Annotated in this window: 13 protein-coding genes and 1 tRNA gene; 11 read left to right on the plus strand and 3 right to left on the minus strand. The window is 37.3% G+C overall.

The window, feature by feature from the left end; translation table 11 throughout:
• Nucleotides 1-686: response regulator (locus tag M899_RS02150; protein ID WP_021269782.1), on the plus strand; the 686-nt coding region annotated here is incomplete at its 5' end.
• Nucleotides 687-941: 255 nt separating this feature from the next.
• Nucleotides 942-3,350 (plus strand): endopeptidase La, encoded by a 2,409-nt coding sequence (lon, locus tag M899_RS02155; RefSeq protein ID WP_021269771.1) that lies wholly within the window; start codon nucleotides 942-944, stop codon nucleotides 3,348-3,350.
• A gap of 53 nt (nucleotides 3,351-3,403) precedes the next feature.
• On the opposite strand, the gene M899_RS02160 is transcribed toward lon, so the two are convergent.
• A complete protein-coding gene (locus M899_RS02160; RefSeq protein ID WP_021269770.1) occupies nucleotides 3,404-4,111 on the minus strand; it encodes a substrate-binding periplasmic protein in 708 nt (235 codons plus the stop codon).
• Between the two features lie 142 nt (nucleotides 4,112-4,253).
• On the opposite strand from M899_RS02160, the gene M899_RS02165 reads away from it, so the two are divergent.
• Nucleotides 4,254-5,741: a methyl-accepting chemotaxis protein gene (locus M899_RS02165; protein ID WP_021269760.1), complete on the plus strand. Its 1,488-nt coding sequence runs from the start codon at nucleotides 4,254-4,256 to the stop codon at nucleotides 5,739-5,741.
• Between the two features lie 153 nt (nucleotides 5,742-5,894).
• The gene (locus tag M899_RS02170; protein WP_034727469.1) at nucleotides 5,895-10,706 is read left to right on the plus strand and encodes an Ig-like domain-containing protein; all 4,812 of its coding nucleotides are present in this window, start codon (nucleotides 5,895-5,897) and stop codon (nucleotides 10,704-10,706) included.
• Here M899_RS02170 and M899_RS02175 read toward each other — a convergent pair.
• Both M899_RS02175 and M899_RS02180 read right to left on the minus strand, forming a co-directional pair.
• Nucleotides 10,703-11,386 (minus strand): M24 family metallopeptidase, encoded by a 684-nt coding sequence (locus M899_RS02175; protein ID WP_021269811.1) that lies wholly within the window; start codon nucleotides 11,384-11,386, stop codon nucleotides 10,703-10,705. The genes M899_RS02170 and M899_RS02175 overlap by 4 nt on opposite strands.
• Nucleotides 11,362-11,826, minus strand: a complete 465-nt coding sequence (locus M899_RS02180) for a hypothetical protein (RefSeq protein WP_021269763.1) — start codon at nucleotides 11,824-11,826, stop codon at nucleotides 11,362-11,364. Before M899_RS02180 ends, M899_RS02175 begins: the two co-directional genes overlap by 25 nt.
• A gap of 129 nt (nucleotides 11,827-11,955) precedes the next feature.
• Between M899_RS02180 and M899_RS02185 the strand changes: the two genes are divergently transcribed.
• The 7 genes from M899_RS02185 to M899_RS02215 all read left to right on the plus strand — a co-directional run bounded on the left by M899_RS02185 (nucleotide 11,956) and on the right by M899_RS02215 (nucleotide 19,405).
• Nucleotides 11,956-12,031: transfer RNA gene (locus M899_RS02185), tRNA-Val, on the plus strand.
• Nucleotides 12,032-12,125: 94 nt separating this feature from the next.
• Nucleotides 12,126-12,533: a hypothetical protein gene (locus M899_RS02190; protein ID WP_021269785.1), complete on the plus strand. Its 408-nt coding sequence runs from the start codon at nucleotides 12,126-12,128 to the stop codon at nucleotides 12,531-12,533.
• Nucleotides 12,534-12,542: 9 nt separating this feature from the next.
• On the plus strand, nucleotides 12,543-12,998 hold the full coding sequence (locus tag M899_RS02195; RefSeq protein ID WP_021269765.1) for a hypothetical protein: 456 nt from the start codon (nucleotides 12,543-12,545) through the stop codon (nucleotides 12,996-12,998).
• Between the two features lie 384 nt (nucleotides 12,999-13,382).
• Nucleotides 13,383-15,488, plus strand: coding sequence for a chemotaxis protein CheA (locus tag M899_RS02200; protein ID WP_021269799.1), 2,106 nt, complete (start codon nucleotides 13,383-13,385; stop codon nucleotides 15,486-15,488).
• 1 nt (nucleotide 15,489) lies between these two features.
• Complete coding sequence (locus M899_RS02205) at nucleotides 15,490-15,987, plus strand: chemotaxis protein CheW (RefSeq protein ID WP_021269802.1); 498 nt, start codon at nucleotides 15,490-15,492, stop codon at nucleotides 15,985-15,987.
• An 86-nt stretch (nucleotides 15,988-16,073) separates the two neighbouring features.
• A complete protein-coding gene (locus tag M899_RS02210; RefSeq protein ID WP_021269807.1) occupies nucleotides 16,074-17,948 on the plus strand; it encodes a CheR family methyltransferase in 1,875 nt (624 codons plus the stop codon).
• A gap of 11 nt (nucleotides 17,949-17,959) precedes the next feature.
• Nucleotides 17,960-19,405: a protein-glutamate methylesterase/protein-glutamine glutaminase gene (locus M899_RS02215; RefSeq protein ID WP_021269768.1), complete on the plus strand. Its 1,446-nt coding sequence runs from the start codon at nucleotides 17,960-17,962 to the stop codon at nucleotides 19,403-19,405.

Here is a 19,405-nt window from a genome sequence, read left to right on the forward strand (position 1 = left end):
CAGGGCATGGAATTGCCCATAATCAAATTGAAAAATATTTTCGAGGCTACGGTGCTGCCGGGGAAGATAATCTTAACAAAGGCGTTGGTCTAGGTATTGGTCTTTTACTGGTGAGCAAGACCATGAAAAATCTTGGTGGTAAAGTTGTCTTTAAAACAGCACCTGATAAAGGCTGTGAAGTTCAACTTGTATTTAATAAAGATCTCATTCATAGCTATATGGAAGAAGATGCAACAGCAAGTATTACTCCTATTGTTCAAGAGGTTTCTACAAAAGAGGCGCTTATGAATATGGGAGGACTAAGAGTTCTTGTCGTTGATGATGATGAAGAGAGCTTTTTCATGCTCAATGAGCAACTTAAAAATTTTATGATGGTGGACTATGCTAATAACGGCAAAGTCGCTGCAGATAAGATTAAAGAAAATGATTACGATATCGTTCTCATGGATCTCCAAATGCCTGTGATGGATGGGATAGAGGCGACAAAGCTTATTAGGGAAATTGAACGAGAGTCAGGTCATGCTCATGTGCCAATTGTTGCACTGACTGGATATGCCCCTGAGAAGGATGTAAAGCCAAGTGAGGCCAGTGAATTCCAGGCCTATTGCATGAAACCAATCCGTAAACAAGACTTAGTTCGTACACTATATTCTCTAACCTTGCGTAATGGGCAAATGGCCTCCTAAACAGGGGGTCAGTAGCCTAAAAAAATCTGACATCTCCCTGTCAAGGGGGATTGGGATGGCCAGTGCTTTTTTTATAAATCCTTGTATTTATCGTGATTGTAAGGCCCTATAAATTTTCTATAGGAAAGAAAGGCCACTAGATTTTTTTTGACCCAAATTCGAAATTAAGTCAAAATTTAAGATGAGACTAGAAAGTTATAGGACATGATGTCCGAGACTTTCAGTAGAAAACCCTATAATAGTGCAGGAGGTACTATGACAGACCGCAAGTCTGAATCATCTAAAAGATTTCCTCTTCTTCCATTGAGAGATGTGATCATTTTTCCTCACATGGTTGTTCCTTTGTTCGTAGGAAGAGAGAAGTCAATTGCGGCCTTAGAAGAAGCGAGTAAGAACAATAACGAGCTTTTTCTAGTAACTCAAAGAGATGCCAACATCCTTAATCCTGATAGAGAGGACCTATACGATGTGGGTACGGTTGTAAACATCATTCAAATGCTAAGATTACCAGATAATACTGTTAAGGTATTAATTGAAGGTAAATACAGAGCTAAGATTGATTCATTCCAGGCATCAAGTGAAGGTTATTGGGCCGAAGTATCAAAGTGTACTCCTGTCAATTCAAACCCAGTGAATATTGAAGCGACTATGAGAAGCATTAAGAGCGTTTTTGAGCAATATGTGAAGCTCAATAAGCGTATCCCACCTGAACTTCTCATGAGTATTTCTAGTATCACTGATGCGTCTCGCTTAGCTGATATTATTGTTGCTCACCTGAATATGAAGATTCCTGAGAAGCAAGAAATCCTAGATGCAATTGAAATCGAGGACAGACTGCAACTTCTTCTTGAGAAGATGCAAGGGGAAATTGAGATCATCAACGTTGAGAGAAGAATAAGAACTCGCGTTAAGTCTCAAATGGAAAAGTCTCAGAAAGAGTACTACTTAAACGAGCAAATGAATGCTATTCAAAAAGAACTTGGACAAAAAGATGAAAAATCTGAAATCCAAGAGATGGAAGAAAAGCTTGCTAAGAAAGTAATGCCAGAAGAGGCGAAAAAGAAAACAGAAAAAGAAATTAAAAAGCTTAAATCAATGTCTCCAATGTCGGCAGAAGCCGCTGTTATTAGAAACTACATTGATTGGATGCTATCTCTTCCGTGGAGTGAATTCACTGAAGATAATAACGATGTAAATCATGCTCGTGCCATTTTGGATGATCACCACTATGGAATGAACGATGTTAAAGACAGAATTGTTGAATATCTTGCTGTAAGATCACTCGTTGGTGCTGAAGGTAAGGGGACAATTCTATGTTTAGCAGGTCCTCCAGGGGTTGGTAAGACATCTATTGCAAGATCACTTGCAGAATCACTTGGTAGAAGCTTCCAGAGAATTTCTCTTGGTGGTGTTCGTGATGAATCTGAAATCAGAGGTCATAGAAGAACATACGTTGGAGCAATGCCTGGTAAGATCATCAATGCTCTTAAGAAAGCAGGGACTTCTAACCCAGTTATTCTTCTAGATGAAATTGATAAGATGACAAGTGATATGAGAGGGGACCCAGCTTCAGCTATGCTAGAAGTTCTTGATCCTGAACAAAACAAAAACTTTGGCGATCACTATATTGAAGTGGAATTTGATTTATCGAAAGTTATGTTCATTATGACAGCTAACGATCTTTCAAGAATTCCAGGTCCACTAAGAGATCGTATGGAAATCATCAATCTTTCTGGTTATACACCAGTAGAGAAGATGGAAATTGGTAAGAGATATCTTCTTGATAGAGCTTGTAAAAACAATGGTCTTCAAAAGTATGAAATCTCAGTTAACGACAAAACTATGCTTGATGTTGTTAGAGGTTATACAAAAGAAGCTGGTGTTCGTGAGTTCGAAAGACTTTTAAATACAGTAGCAAGAAAAATCGCTACGGAAGTTGTATCTAAAGGAATTGAGGAAGGTAAAAAGTTTACTGTCACAACTAAGAATCTATCTAAATATCTTGGCCCTAAAAAATATGAGGGTACTGGTATTGAACAAGAGCCACAAGTTGGTCTTGTAAATGGTCTAGCTTGGACATCTGTTGGTGGTGAACTTCTTCACATTGAAGTTGTAACTGTTCCAGGAAACGGAAAGATTCAAGTGACAGGTAAACTTGGTGAAGTAATGCAAGAATCTGCAAAAGCTGCACTAAGCTACGTAAGATCAATCAGTGGAAGACTTGGAATTGATTCATCTTGGTATGACAAAAATGATATCCATATTCACGTACCAGAAGGGGCAACTCCAAAAGATGGTCCTTCGGCAGGTATCACAATGTCAACAGCGCTTACTTCTGCGATCACAGGAATTCCTGTATGGCAAAACGTTGCGATGACAGGTGAGGTGACAATTAGAGGACGTGTTCTTCCGATTGGTGGATTAAAAGAAAAATTACTTGCTGCTAAGCAAGCAGGTATTACGAAAGTTGTGATTCCTAAGAAGAACGAAAAAGATCTTCCAGAGATTCCAGCTGAAATTAAGCAAGGACTAGAAATCTACGCGGTAGAGTCAGTAGAAGAAGTTCTAAAAGTAGCTCTTCAACTTATGGAACCAGAAAAGTTCCTACAACATGTTGGGCTTAAAGTTATCGATTCACAGACAGCTTTAGAAGTTGCAAATTAGTCTCAAGTCTTTATAGGGTTTAAATGGGCCACTCATTATGAGTGGCCTTTTTTTTATTTATATTTCGATTTAATCTTTGCGATAGTTCCATCTGCTTCCATATCTGCTAGTGCTTTAGAAAGCTTTCCTATAACTTCATCACTAATGCCTTTATTACAGGCTAAACTCATTTCAGTCTTTTTAAAAGTGAAGAGCTCTTTTATATTTGAAATTCCAGAGTGCTTTGCCAGGTAGGGACCAACGACACTCGAAGTGGCCCAAGCATCAATTCTTTTTGCCGAAAGTTTTTTTGCATTTTGTGTATCGTTTGCGGCCTGATCCACTTTGTAACCTTCTTTAATAAGGTAATCGGCGAGCGCATCTCCAATATAGCCACCAATTGTAATGTTTTTCATTTCATTAAGGGACTTAGCCGTGATTGGGGAGTCACTAGGAACCATAATTACCCAGTCATTATTAACAATAGGTCCAACCCATTTAAATAATGGCATACGTTCATCTGTAACAGTTGTTGAGTAAACGCAAGTGTTGTTCTCATCTTTTGCTCTGTTGTACGCTCTTTGCCAAGGTATCATCTCATGCTTGTGTCCAACTTTGGCCCTTTCGAGTAAGCTCACAACGATGTCAGAAGCAATGCCTATGATTTTACCATTTTCTTGGTACTGAAAAGGGGGGGAGTCCTCAGTTAAGATCGTAATATCTTGTGAGAAGGTGTTTAACGATAGAGAAAATAATGCGCAAATGAATAAACTCTTTGTCATACTGTCCTCTTTGTTACTTTTAATTGATTATAGTCATGATCGTAGACTGATATCCTCAATTAATTCTCAATTTTGTTATTTGCCATCACTAATCAGGGATAATTGATCGATAATTTGTAAACAATCTAAATGAGAGAAGGTTATGAACAAATGGTCTATTCAAAAGAAACTGATCTTTTTTACCAACGTCATTTCAGTATTAGTTATGTGTACATTAGGTGTGGTTATCTTAACTAATAATGAAAAGAGATTAAAAAGTAATCTCGATTCAAAAATGGAGATGGTCATAGGTTCGCTATCTCAATCAACTCAATCATTATTTTGGAATTTCGATAGCGTGGCCTTAGAGGCCATTGCAAATGAAATTCAAAAAAGTCCTGAAGTTGATTACGTGGTTTTTGATAATGAAGCAGGAAAACCGATGTACTCATTAACTAAGGAGTTCGAAGAAAAAATCAAAGAGTCTAAACACTCGATTAAAAGAGAAGTTCTTGTAAAAGAGAAAGTTGTAGGTGGGATTAGACTTGGATACAATGAATCTTTGATATCAATGGCCATTAAACAATCTTTCACTCAAATCGTTGTGATTATCTTACTTGGTCAAGTTCTTATTTCTGTAGCGATCTTTTTCTTAGTTTCAAAAATAGTAAAGAGTCTAGAGTCAAACATTGAAAGACTTAAAGAAACTTCGATTGAAACAAAAGACAGCTCTTTAAAAATGAAAAAGGCCAGTGAAACTCTTTCGGCCGCATCACATGAGCAGGCAAGCGCAATTCAGGAAACGGTATCAACACTTGATGAAATTACGGCCATGGTGAAAACAAGTGCTAATAATGCATCTGATAGTGCGACCCGTGCAGATCGCTCATATCAAGTAACAATGGATGGAAAGAAGAGTATCCAAGAGCTGGGTAGTGTAATAAATCTTATTATTGAAAACAATCAAAAAATTAAAATTCAAATGGATGAGAATAGTCGAAATTTGGATAATATCACTAGTACGATTAATGAAATTTCAACAAAAACGAGCATCATAAATGATATCGTATTTCAAACAAAGCTTCTTTCATTTAATGCTTCAGTTGAGGCCGCAAGAGCAGGTGAAGCAGGAAAAGGTTTTGCTGTTGTTGCAGAAGAAGTTGGGAACCTGGCAACCATGAGTGGTAAAGCGTCTCAAGATATTGGCGATATGCTTAACACTAGTATTAGTAAGGTTGAGGAAATTGCGAGAGAGTCAAAAGTAAGTATTGAGAAAATTGTTAAAGAAGGTGACGAGCAGATGAAGCAAATTTCAACAATTATTCGAGTTTGTGAAAATTCATTCGATGAAGTTGTAGAAAACGTTTCTGAAGTTAAGCAAATGATGGGGCAGGTTGCTGGAGCAGTATCAGAACAATCAATTGGTGTTGATAATATTTCGCAAGCTATGAATGAATTAGATAATACGGTTCAACAAAATTCGAGAGCAGCAAGTGAAACCTATGATCACGCAGAGAAATTATCTGGTCAATCAGAGCGATTGGATAAAATTGTTGCCAACCTTTATGAAACGGTTCATGGATCCAAGAAAGATAATATGCAAATTTCACAAAAAGGCGCAAAAGTACTCACCTTAAAAAAAGCGGCATAGAGTGATGTAATCTTTGTAAAAGCACTTTTTGTTAAATGTAAATTATTTTTCTGTTCTGACCGTGAAAACATTTATTGTTGGTAAATCCCCATTTGCAAGAATTTTTTTGCTGAGACGCTCGGTGAAAATTGTGATTTAACCGATAATAACATTATGAAAGCTTTATTAACTTTCAAAATGTATTTTATTTTATCGATGGCACTTTTTCTTTCATCATGTATGAACGGTGTTATTGATGTCAAAGTACTAAATGACAATATTGGTGGTAAGAGCTCTGGAATTATTTCAGGCCAAGTTCTTCCACTCGAGCCAAATCCCATGGCCATCTCGGCGGTTGAAGCCTTCTCTTGTGATATTACAAGTGTCCAAGTTCAATTGTATAAATTAGACGCTACTGGAAAGAAGGATGGGGTCAGTCTTGCAACTGTATCTCTTGATGGAGATGCTAAGTTTTCTTTTGCTCCGAAAGTCATCACATCACTTTCAAATACTGTAGAGTACCTGATAGAAGCGAGTGGATGTGGCAGTGTTTATCAAAGGCCCTTAACGAATATTGATGAAACTCAAAATCTTGATGAGAAGACGACCATCGTCGTGAATCTTTTAAATAGCGGTGTCTCCAAAAAAATAGTGGATGTACCAAGAGAAAAAGTGCTCTCTTTCACAAGTCAATTTGAAAATACAACAGTCTCGACAATGCTTGAGGAAATCACAAATAACTCTGAAATTCAAAATGCTCTTATTGATGCCCTTGGTGACTCTGATTTTTTACCTTCTCTGTATTTAGAAAAATCTGACGGACTTTATAGAGGAGGAGAAGTCATTTCATTTGATTATAAGATTGTTGATCTTTCCAACAAAGTGACAGCGGCAGATTTAATGCTCACAACTGATGGAATAAATTATTCTGCATATAAGAGTTTAAGTGTTTCTGCTTCAGGGGATTTTATTACACTTCCTTCTATAGACTCAAATAATGCAGGTATTAAGATTGAGCTATCATTTGGAGCATCATCTAAGAAAGAATCACAATCTTTTCATTTTGTTATCGATGATACAGATCCTATTGTTTCCATTTCTTTAGCTAACAATATCAATCTTGCAAATGTTGATTTATATTCAGTAAGTGGAACATGTAGTGAAGAAGCAAGATCAATCACACTATTAATAAGCTCTCAACAAGTTAGTACAAATTGCTTAAATGGTGTCTGGTCTTATAGTCAAGGAGTTGCTTCTGTTTCTGATGGACCAGTCATTATTAGCGCAACACAAAGTGATGCTGCAGGAAATACTGCAACTGAATCAATCGTCGTTCAAAAAGATGCAACTGCGCCAGTTCTATCAATTGCAACTGCCAATAATAGTTATATCAATATAACCAATAACACTAGCTTTGCGATCAATGGAACTTGCAGTGAAGATGGGACTATTATTGTTAGTGGTGATGTTAATGATTCGATAATATGTTCTTCTGGATTATGGTCGAAGAATTTTGACTTCCAGTCTCTTGGTGACGGTAATATTGCTTTGAACTTTGATATTAATGATGCTGCAGGGAATAGTTCAATCACACAAAATTTGATTCTTATTAAAGATACGGTCGCACCTTTGTTAACATTAAATACTCCAATTAACTTAAGTGCAGTGAACATTTCTAACGTTGCAGCTATTTCATTCTCAGGAACTTGTTCTGACAGTGGCACAGTTGTCCTCTCTGGAGATCTTTCTGATACGATAAGCTGTAGTGGTGGAAATTTTTCTAAAATAATTAATCTGTCATCGCTCTCAGATGGACTTAAAACGATCAACTTAGACCTCTCTGATACTGCTGGTAATAATGCTACTCAAGTTAATATAAATCTCAATAAAGATGTTGTTGCTCCAGGTCTGACTCAAACATCTTTGGCCTCAAATTCACATTCAAATCAAGATAGTGTTACTTTTGGCGGACTCTGTGAAGATGGGATAACTATAGATGTCTCAGGAGAAGAGTCAACTCAAGTTAATTGTAGTAGTGGTTCTTGGTCATTTTCCACTGCAGCGAAAACAAGTGATGGGGATTACTCTTTTACTTTTACTCAGGTTGATAGTGTAGGAAATAGTAGCTCTATAAGTGAAACATGGAAAAGAGATACTGTGCTTCCATCTGTTTCACTTGTTGAAATTTCAAATAGTGCTGAGTATGTTGGTTCAATCTTCGTTATTGTAAAAGTTGCGGCCAGCGATAATAACAATAGTTTACAAGTTAAAATAGAAAATTCAAATCTAACAACTCTCGATTGTCAGGGAGAGTATACTGATAGTAATTGGCAAAGCTATACAGGTGCTTTCCAATCTTTTTCTCATGCTATTCACCCAGGTGATGGAGACAAAAAAGTTTGTGTTTGGGCAAAAGATAAGGCGGGAAATGTTACAGTTATTGCACCAAGTGCGGGAACTCTCGGACTTGATATGGATACAGTTAAGTACGAAGTAGGTAACGCTCCTGTTGTTACGGCATTCAGTGTTACAAATAATACGGCCGGTCCAAATTTTGGAACAAAGACCTTTAATCAAGGTGATCAAGTTTTAATTGAATGGACAATGACTGATATTGAAGGTCTAGATAATTCTCCCGTAAGTCTTTATTACACAGATAGTGCTTCGGCCACAGCGACTTGGAATGAAATTGTTGTTGGACATGGAGCTATTGGATATGGTCAGACAAATTATAGCGATAATTATATTTCATTCACCGCTCCTACAAATGGATTTTTTAAAGTTAAACTTGTGGCCTCTGATAGTGCAGGGAATACTTCTATTCCGGCAGACAGTGGTCCACTCAATACAGGAAATTGGCTGATTTATGCAGGTACAAATGATCGTGGTATTGGTGGGGCCGCTCGCTCAGTTGCATTAAAGTCAAAAGGGCGTGACTACGGATTTGGCGATGTTGCTTTGGATGTTCGAACTAATGATCTTTATATGATTGATAATGGAAATGGTCTTTATAAATATGATGCCCTATCAGGGAAGACATCTATGTTTATCAAGCATGGTAGTAATAATCTAACTGATAATTCAGTTTTAAGTACGAGTTCACAAGTTTACACGACTCTCTTAAATGTACGCTTTGATAATTCAAATAGTGGTCTATTGTACGCTATGACTTCCGATGCACAATATTCTTCAAACGTGAAAATTTGGCAGATAAACGTCGATACCAAAGAAGTAAAACTATATCTTGGTGGTGGAACTGTTTACGATGCAAGTGCGACACCGAGTACGGCAAAAGTATTAAATGCACCTTTCAATTTTGATGAAGATAATACGCTTTATTATTTCACACATTGCTCGAGTTCAACTACATATGATCGCTATAATGACGCTCCTAGGTTAATGAAAGTAACGCAAAATTCAGGGACAAAAACTGCTGGCGCTATTTCATTTGTGGCCGGTGATTGTACACGTGCGAATGCTTCAAGTGGCCCGCTTGATCCTCTCTCTTCACCTATTGGTGCAATTTCAATTCCTTCCTATGGAACTTTGGCCGCTTGGGATCATGGAAATGTTATTTATTTTTGTATGTACAACGTTAATTGCCAGAAAATAATCAACGGTCAACTTTATAGAACGAGTATTGGTTCTCAAAGACTAAATTATATCCACTCAATGAATAAATTCTATCTTGCAGGCTCTGTACTCTATGAGATTACGCCAAATCTTAGTGGAGATAACGGAGATATCTTAACGCCTTTATCAACGACAACTGCAGACGGTGAGTGCCTTGCAGATGGGCTTGATCCACTCATGAGCTGTTCAAGAATCGTATGGCCACCGATAGATGGACCAAATGGTACTCTCGGCTTTATGCAAGGGGGAGATAACTCTTCTTATTTCTTTAGATATTTAGATACCAGTGGAAAAATGCAGACATATGTTGGGGCGATGCCATTTTATGGTGATGGCCTTGATAAGTCATTCATGAGAGGGCAAATTTCTGGGATCTATTATAAAAAAGCAACAGAGGCCAATCAAGCGGCCTATCCTGAGGGGCTTTATTTTGTAGATCGCTTATCGATGGTTATGGGGCATATAGACCCATCAACAAAGCAGACGAGTATTATATGGGGAAATCAATCAGGGGGGAGTGGATCGACAGAGGGTGAGATGATTAGTAAAAATCAATCCCTTGGTGTTACTTATGATTTTGGTAACCTCCATCCTTTAACATTTGACTCTCAGGGAAATCCTTGGACAAGAGTTAATAATAGTGTTTACACAACAAGTACCACTAAGGAAATTGAAATCTATATGGATGCTGGATCTGGATATACAGAAGACGCGCAAACAGGTGATAATCCTAATGCAACTCGAATTTATCCAAATGGTGGAAAGAATAATTTTGCCATAAAAAATAAAGGATTATTTTATCTTTCTTACTATTCTTCAACATCAAGAACAAATATTAAAAGTCCTGAGCTGAAGTACTTTGATGTTACTTCTGCAACAGGTACGCTCCATATAATGGGGGATCGTTTTACAAATCAAACTTTTAGTCCCGATGATATGACCGGTGGGAATCTCGCAAGTAAAACTTTTCACTGCGCGGCCAATAACTGCTATTTGTATTACGATGATATCAACGACAAGCTTTATTTCTCAGAAAGAACTAATCTTAGAGTTATTGATAAACCAACGACACCTGCACAAAGTACATTACAAACAGTGGCCTCTTCTTCTCGAGAAATTTATAATTGGATTTTTTCAGAAGACAAGTCACAAATCTTCTACATCAACAGTGGTTCTCTTTATTGTATAGATATTAGTAGTGGAAAGTCTTGGTGTGATGATACTCCACTTGGTCCAAGCGAAGGAATGGAAACAATCTCAAGTGGGGCCAACCAATTAACTTGGATGAATTCAACGACACTTCTCATTAGTAATTATAAAGGTGTTATCTACCAATATAATCTTCTGCCTTAATAAATAATATCTTCGAAAAAAGCACCGTATTTACCTTGTTTGTCAGAAATAAGAATTTCGAGAACCCAAAGATTTTCAATGGGTCTGTGTTCGAATTCTTCAAGGCTGCCACGGTGGAAGAGGTGATGAGGAAAGTCGCCAAGTCTGTGCCCTTTCATATTCATATTGAGAACACATCCTTTGGCGTTGGCGGAAAGCTCTGCAAATGCGTAGAGATCTTTGCCGTTAAGGCCATTCTCTTTCCAGGCCTTATTACAGTCATGGAAAATATGCTTCACAGTCGTTTTTAAACGATTATATTCTTGATTATGACCAATAGAGAAGGTTTCACCATAATCGGCCTCGTGTCCCTTGAAGACTGGGCCAATATCAAAGAAGAATATATCATCTTCGGCCACACGAACTTGATCGTCAGATAATTCTCTGAATGAACACAATGTATTTTTTCCAATGCGAAATTTGGTAGGGTGCCATTTCTTTTCAACACCGTATTCAGACATTTTATCTTCAACAATTGCCAGTCCATCTTGTTCTGACATTCCGACTTCAATAAGCTTAGAGCTCTCTTGAACAATTTGTATGGCGAGATCTCTTGCTTCAAAGTATGAAGCAAGATTGAATTTCTCTGAAACTTTTTCTTCAGCAAAAGTGCTTGTTATGGTTTCTCGATTCTTTTGCATTCTTTCACTTCATTTAATTTAACAAGGCCAAAGCGACCATTAACTTTGACAATGCCACCTTTCTCACTTGGTGTAACCTGTACGTTTAGTTTTGCTTTCCCGACTTTTACACCTGCAAGGTATGCTTTACCTTCGACATATGTGTGGAGTGAATTTCCTTCACAACGAGCAACATACCACATCTTTCTTAGAAACTTATTGTCTGGAAAGTTGTGACCTTTATTATCTGTAATAAACTCATAATCGACTTCATCAACGATATGAATATCGAATTCAGAATGTTCTTCAAGATCATGTTGAATAACATTGATCTCATATTTATTTTTACTTGTTTCACATTGGTACCAACCCGCAATTTGCGGACAATTGGAAGCGAATGCAAGGGGAGTTGAAAGAGTTAAAATAAGAAATGTTTGAATAGTGCGTCTTGTAAGACCCATGTCACATCCTTTGACTTGTTTTTTTCATCCTGAAAAAAAATTAACTTTTTATTAGAATAAGATGTTGACAGATAAGATGCAATACTTTAATCTTCAAAAACCTCGAAAGGACAACAAATCCTTTTCAAAGGGCGTTTAGCTCAGCTGGGAGAGCGCTACCCTTACAAGGTAGATGTCGGCGGTTCGATCCCGTCAACGCCCACCATTTTTTTCCTCACTTTTTTATTTTTAAACTTATTGGACAACCTCTTATTAGGTTTGCTAGCGTTTTACTATACTTTTTCCATTAGGAGTTTATAGTGAAATTTTTAGCGCTTGCGTCATTGCTTTTTTCAACACAAGTTTTTGCTTCATCAATTAATTTTGAATGTTCTATGCCACAGGCACTAGAGGCCAACAGAGCTGCTTTTAATGGTAGCATTTATTTTTCTGAACAAGCTGTAGAACTTTCTCTTTCAAATGTAGAGATCATTAAAAAAGGTACAGAGACTTCATCTGAAATTATTGATGGTGTATCTGGAGAAGTCAGTGTAAAGATTTACCCGGAATCAACATTCGGTAGCGTTGTAACAAGTGTGACTCTTGAAAATAAGCAGAGCGCAGAGATTACAAAAATGAAGATCAATTTGGGCCTAGATACACCATTGAACTCATACGTTATCACAAGCGATGGGTACAAGTATCGTGCTCATTGCCTTATAAAATAAGGAATATCTATGATAAAGGTCGCAACGTTTCTAATGATGTGTATGGGTCTTTCTACTCAGGCATTTGAAACAGGCGGCCTTACTCTTGTGAGCACTCCTAAGCAATTTGAATGCTGGCCCAAAGCTCCAACGACAAAACGTTATATTGATACTAAGAAAATTCCTTTCTATAAAGAGGTTACATTTTCGTGTGTTTATTTGTGTATGAACTTGGCCTCAGAAGTTGAAGAAGTGATTGGTGTTCGCACTGTTCGTATCTTTGGTCGTGAAAAGGGTAATGAAAGTGTGTGCCGTGGATATGAGAAAGATATGGTCTTCGTGCAGACGCCTCTAAACCCAAAGTCTTGGGGTCATTATGAGCTTGGGAAAGTTAGACCATTTCAGGCCAAATCTTCAAAAATTAAGGAAATTGAGCGCTGGTATAAAGAGCAGGGTGCTGCCTTTGTTCCCTTTAAATTGCACTAGATTTTCGGCATGAACTTCTTAAGCGCCTATTTTCCTATTCAGAATAGGCAATCTTTGCCCTAGGTCAGTGAAACCCCAAAAAATTGAGAATATTTTCATCTCAATGTCCAAAACTCATAAATTAAAGTAAAAATTGTTAATGAAACTATTAAAGAGGTTTAATAATTCACTTCTTTCTTTGAGTTAGCGCCCTAAAATTAGGCCCTAAAACCAGACAAAAAACCATCAGTATTTCTCATCAATATTCCTGATAGCATGATCAATTTTGATAATAAAAATCAGGCTTTAGAATAAGTTTCGGTATTAATCTTTTATTAAAATAAATTCGTAGGATGTCGATAGGCTTAGAAGAATAGGGGCCTTTTACTGCTTAATTGAGGAAATATGGAAGATTTTGAGAGAGAGTTGAAGGAAGATTTTTTAGATGAATCAATGCAATTGCTTGAAGATTCGGAGCAGGCATTTTTACAACTAGAGCACGATAAAAATAGTGCAGATCTTCTAGACCAAATTTTTAGACTAGCACATAACTTGAAGGGGACATCGAGAGCTGTTGGCTTTGGAGAGGTTGCTGAGTTTACTCACGAAATGGAAAACCTAATTCTAAAAGTTAAGACTGGCGATGTTGAAATCACCGATTATGTCGTTACAGTTCTTCTAGAGTGTAATGATCACATTAGTCACATGATCACATCATTAAAAGAAGATCTTGATGCTACGTTTGATAGCGTAGAGATTGTCGCAAAAATTATTGGTGTTATTGAAGGCAATGCACCTGATTCGGTTTCACAAGCAGTAGATGAAGCATATGAAGAGCCAAGTTATGAAGAAGAATCTCTTCCTGAAGCTTCGGCCTTTGAAGAAGACGCTCCGGCCGCTGCAGAGAATTGGGAAGGTCTAGAAGACGAACTCGATCAAATTCTGAGTGAACACAATGAAGAAGTATATGAGCATACAGCGCAAGAAGAGGCCGAAGAGCTGATTGAAATGCGTGAGAGTGGAGAGCTTCAAGTAGATGATGTTGCGATTTCTCAATCAGCAATTGAATCACTACGTGAATTGGGTATGAGTGATGAAGAAATTTTTGCTCAGCTCAATGTCGAAACTTCAAATAAACCAGCTGTTGATGAAGGTATGACAATCAAGCAAGGTGAAGAAGTTATTGCTAAAGAAACAGTAGCTCCAAAAGTTGCAGAGGCCAAACCGATTGCTAAGCCCGTTTCTTTAGATGAAAAAAGAGCTTCTAATGCTGCTGCAAATGAAGCTGCTAATAAAAAGAAAGCAGAAGATGAAAGTATTCGTGTTTCATTGTCACGTGTTGAAGAACTCAATAACGTTGTTGGAGAATTAGTTATTCTTCAAACAGTTCTTGAACAAAGAAGACATGAGACAATCACAGACCCTCTTGCCAATAAGTCAATTTCTCAGCTTGGGAAATTATCGAAAGAAATTCAAGAAATTTCTATGTCATTGAGAATGGTTCCACTAAAAACAACTCTTCAAAAAATGAATAGAATCGTACGCGATACTTCTAAGACCTTAAATAAAATTGTAAATCTTTCTCTTGTTGGGGAAGAAACAGAAATTGATAAAACAGTTCTTGAGCATTTATCAGATCCTCTTGTACACATCGTTAGAAATGCTGTTGATCATGGTCTTGAAGATACGGAAGGCCGTATCAGAGCAGGTAAGAGTGAACACGGTAATGTTACAATTAAGGCCTTTCATGAAGGTAACAATCTTGTAATCGAAATTACTGATGATGGTAAAGGGATTAACGCAGATATCATCAGAAAGAAGGCGCTAGAGAAGAAGTTAATCTCTCCTAATTCTAGTATCCCAGATCACGAGATGATCCAATATATTTTCCACCCAGGTTTCTCGACAAAAGAACAGGTTACTGAAGTATCTGGTCGTGGTGTCGGGATGGATGTAGTTAAAACAAATATTGAAAAACTAAGTGGTAGCGTTCAAGTTATCACTGATGTTGGTGTTGGTAGTACATTTAGAGTTGTGCTTCCATTAACTATGGCAATCATCGAAGGTATGGTTGTTAGAGTTGGACAAGAAAAATACATTATTCCTCTTGGGCAAGTTCATGAATCTTTAAAACCAACGAAAGAGATGGTTCACTTTATTACTGGTATGGGTGAGTGTTTAAATTTAAGAGGAGAGGTCCTTCCATTATTTAATATTGGAAATACTCTTGCTCGTAAAATGGATGATACTAACTCATGTGAGAAAATTGCAATTATCGTTCATTCTTCAAACTTCAATTTTGCTGTTCTAGTTGATGATATTTTACATCAACAGCAAGTTGTTATTAAGAAGCTTGGCGATGAAATTAGACAGCAAAAAGGATTCATGGGTAGTTCAATCTTAGGTGATGGTAGACCATCATTCATCTTAGATTTGAATGAATTATATTCTTCATCACTTAAAAAACATAAAACAGCGTTAAAAGACAAATTACTTGGAAAGGCGGCGTAAAATGAATGAAACTCTAAGCACAATGAATAAGAAAAAAGAAGCAAACTCTGAACTGGAAAGATTCCTAGAATTTAGTCTTGGAAAAGAAGATTATGCAATTCCTCTACTAAGTGTAAGAGAAGTTATTTCAGTTCCTGAAACTACACCAATTCCAAAGGCCCCACCTCATTTCTTAGGGATCATGAACCTAAGAGGTCAGGTCATTTCGGTAGTAGATCTTAGGACAAAATTAAAAATAAAGCCTCTTGATAATAATCATGAAGAGTCTGTTATAATTGTAGATATTAACGGTATGAACTTAGGTATCGTTGTCGACTCGATTAACAAGGTTCTCGCTTTTCATATTGAAGAAATTAGCGAAGTTCCTGAAATCGAATCACAAGTAAATGCTGAATACATCCAGGGTGTTTATCGTAAAGAAGATTCACTAACTGTTCTTCTTGACGTTGCTAAAGTTCTGGATCTTAAAGATTACGGAATGATGAAAAAAGCAGCATAAACCTTAAAGTAAAAGCTACAAAGTTCGAGTTAAGTAAGTGTCACATTTAATAAATGGCACTTACTTTTTTATATCTGAGGATACCTATGACAGCAATTTTGAAAAAACAAGATTTTGAATATGATGAGCTAGTAAAGAAAGTCTCGGCCATTGTTGCAAAGATTTCCGGAAATGTTCTTGAAGAAAAACAAGCTCTAATGGTTCAGACTCGAGTGAAAAAAAGAATGTCTGAATTAGGTATTGTTACTCCTCGTGACTATATTGGTCATCTTGAAAAAAATCTAACATCAGAATCTCAGGTTCTGGTATCGCTACTGACGACTCACCATACTTTTTTCTTTCGAGAATTCGCTCATTTTGAATTTTTAAAAGATAATCTTGGAGATATCGTTGCAAGAGTTAAGGGGCGAGGAGAAAAGAAAATTAAAATTTGGTCAGCTGCTTGCAGTAGGGGCCAAGAAGTATACTCCCTTTGTATGTTTTTGAATTTTTATCTCCCAAAAATTGATCCGACAATGACATATGAGATTCTTGGAAGTGACATCGATCACGAATCAGTTGCGATTGGAAAAAATGGTGTTTATCACAAACGCGAAATTAAGACTGTTCCAATGAATTATTTGGCAGACAATTGGGCCAGAGGAACTGGAGATATCTCTGATTTCGTTAAAGCTAAAAAGAGTCTGACTGATAAAACGAGATGGAAAACACTTAATCTTCTTACATTTCAAAATGATTTAAGAACTGAAAAGTTTGATGTTATTTTTTGTCGAAATGTCTTTATTTATTTTAGACCAGAGCAAATTAAACAAATCGTAGGACAGTTCATGAAGCATCTTGAAAAAGGTGGATTCTTATTTTCTGGTATTTCTGAGTCTCTTGGTGGACTTGGAATGGAAATCAAAAACGTTGGTCCTTCAATTTACGTTGATAAAATCGCTGAGGCACCAAAACCTGCTTCTGCAACGACATCTCCAGTTGCTTCTGTTGGCACGCCAGTTCCTGCACCTATGGTCAAGAAGCTTCCTGTTATGCCAACTAAGTTTAGAGTTCTATGTGTAGACGACTCTTCGAGTGTTCTAACTCTACTTAAGAAAATTTTCTCTATGGATACTCAATTTGAAGTTATCGATGTTGCTAAAAATGGTGTTGAGGCCAATGAGATGATGCAAAAATATAGAGGTCAAATTGACCTTATGACTCTTGATATTCATATGCCAGATATGGACGGTGTGACTTACCTAGAGAAGTATTATAATTCATCTCACCCTCCAGTTGTCATGATTTCTTCTGCCTCTAGAGAGGATTCATCCGCGGCCATGAGAGCTCTAAGAGCTGGAGCAAGTGACTTTATTGAAAAACCGGCCCTTAATAATTTAATGGAGCGTGGTGAAGAGATTAAGACAAAACTCAAGGTCGCCTATATGGATAAGGCCTTTGTAAAAGAGCATATCTCTACTGTTGATAAGCAATTTGAGCACAATCTTGTTATTGGTGATGCCGCTTCTAAAATGCGTGTTATGGTTTCAACAATTTCAGACCAGAAAAAAGTAGTTCACTTTTTCAAAGAGATTAGAGGAACGCAACCACCAACAGTTATGTTTTTCGAGGGACAGGATAATTTACTCTTAGCTCTTAAAGATGACTTGTCATTAAAGATACCATTCAAAGTTGAAGTTTTAGATTCACTTTCTGCCGAATTAGAACCAGGAAAGGTTTATTTAGCAGACTTCTCTAAAATGTTTGAAGAGGTAAAAAGAAAATATTCAACTCGTTCAACTTCCATCGTTGTTTATGGAAAATGCTCTAAGCATGCGGGGGATAAAATTATTCACTGGAGCAATGCTCACTTATTGATTGAAGACATCAATTATAAATGTGAGTTGTCTGACGTTGCAACAGACATCGTTCCAGCTACAAGTTTTGCATATATGTCATGTGAGTTTTTAAGTAAGAAATAAAAGGTTAGGGAATGAAGACCAATACAATTATTAGTACAAATCTAGGGAAAGATTTTTATTTAAGAATGAAAGACATGATTTTCATCTCACTGCATTTCGAAGATTTTGCGGGTGCAATTATTCTTAAAAGAGATGAAATAAATTCTAAAAACATCAAAAACTTTTTTTCTCATTTTATGAAATCAAGAAGTGGAGCGAGGCCTGATTGTAAGTTAATTGGGCCGCAATCCCTCATTCGTTCAGCTCTTGGACTGATAAGGGCCAGTGCTCTTGGTAATATTAAAGAAGTTGAAAGAACTGGCCAGTTTGAAGTCGTTTTTATTCCTCGCGATGGAACTTTACGTGTATCAAAAGATATCGGTGGGACTTCAACTGCACCTGTTACGTATTCTGAACAACCAAAAGTTATTGCGCGTAAAGAGCTTGTCAAAGTCCTTATCGTTGATGATTCAAAGACAATTCGTAATCTTTTAACGCGAATTTTAAATACAGCACCAGGGGTACAGGTTGTTGCAACAGCAGAGAGACCTAGTGAAGTTGAGGCCTTAATTAATGAGCATAAGCCTGATGTCATTACCCTTGATATTCACATGCCAGAAATGACAGGAGTTGAACTCTTAAAGAGGATTCAACCTAAATACAAAATACCAACCATTATGGTTACTTCTATAAGTATGGAAGAGGGACCACTGGTACTTGAGGCCCTAGAGCATGGGGCATTTGACTATATTCAAAAACCAAAAATGGAAGAGATCTCTGAGGTGGCCCCTATTTTAATTGAAAAGGTCAAAGAGGCCGCCAATTATCAAGCCGCAGCTGCTTCAAAATTTTCAACAAAAACTGTGGGCAAATTTGATACAGATTCTCTAGTTGTAATTGGATCATCTACAGGTGGTACAAATGCACTTAAAGATATCCTCACTAAGATGCCTAGAGAAATTCCTCCTATTCTGATTGTCCAGCATATTCCTGCTGTCTTTTCTAAGGCCTTTGCTGACCGCATGAATACACTTTGTCCATTTATCGTTAAAGAAGCTGAAGATGGGGAATTAATCGAAAAAAACAAGGTTCTTGTGGCCCCAGGGGGCAAGCAGATGTCTATTGAAAGAAATGGACAAGGACTTAGGGTTAAGATTACAGATGATCCGCCGTTGAATCGTTTTAAACCATCTGTGGACTTCTTATTTAACTCTGTAGAGCCAATTGTGGCCAGAAGACATACTGTCGGTGTTATTTTAACTGGAATGGGTAAGGATGGGGCCGAAGGTTTACTTAAACTTAAAAAAGCAGGTGCCCTAACTATCGCTCAAAATGAAGAGAGTTGCGTAGTTTTTGGTATGCCTCGTGAGGCCATTAAAATTGGTGCGGCCCACGCCATTGAAGATAAGAACGATATCGCTGCAAAGGTGGGAGAGTTCTCCCACCCAAATGCCAAAGTCGACAAAGTCGCGTCCTAA

This window comes from Bacteriovorax sp. BSW11_IV, from assembly GCF_000447755.1.
Lineage (GTDB): Bacteria > Bdellovibrionota > Bacteriovoracia > Bacteriovoracales > Bacteriovoracaceae > BSW11-IV.

Coding starts and splice junctions, on each gene's coding strand:
- M899_RS02210 (WP_021269807.1), top strand. CDS start 16,074: ATGACAGCAATTTTGAAAAAACAAGATTTTGAATATGATGAGCTAGTA.
- lon (WP_021269771.1), top strand. CDS start 942: ATGACAGACCGCAAGTCTGAATCATCTAAAAGATTTCCTCTTCTTCCA.
- M899_RS02170 (WP_034727469.1), top strand. CDS start 5,895: ATGAAAGCTTTATTAACTTTCAAAATGTATTTTATTTTATCGATGGCA.
- M899_RS02215 (WP_021269768.1), top strand. CDS start 17,960: ATGAAGACCAATACAATTATTAGTACAAATCTAGGGAAAGATTTTTAT.
- M899_RS02175 (WP_021269811.1), bottom strand. CDS start 11,386: ATGCAAAAGAATCGAGAAACCATAACAAGCACTTTTGCTGAAGAAAAA.
- M899_RS02165 (WP_021269760.1), top strand. CDS start 4,254: ATGAACAAATGGTCTATTCAAAAGAAACTGATCTTTTTTACCAACGTC.
- M899_RS02205 (WP_021269802.1), top strand. CDS start 15,490: ATGAATGAAACTCTAAGCACAATGAATAAGAAAAAAGAAGCAAACTCT.
- M899_RS02180 (WP_021269763.1), bottom strand. CDS start 11,826: ATGGGTCTTACAAGACGCACTATTCAAACATTTCTTATTTTAACTCTT.
- M899_RS02160 (WP_021269770.1), bottom strand. CDS start 4,111: ATGACAAAGAGTTTATTCATTTGCGCATTATTTTCTCTATCGTTAAAC.
- M899_RS02200 (WP_021269799.1), top strand. CDS start 13,383: ATGGAAGATTTTGAGAGAGAGTTGAAGGAAGATTTTTTAGATGAATCA.
- M899_RS02195 (WP_021269765.1), top strand. CDS start 12,543: ATGATAAAGGTCGCAACGTTTCTAATGATGTGTATGGGTCTTTCTACT.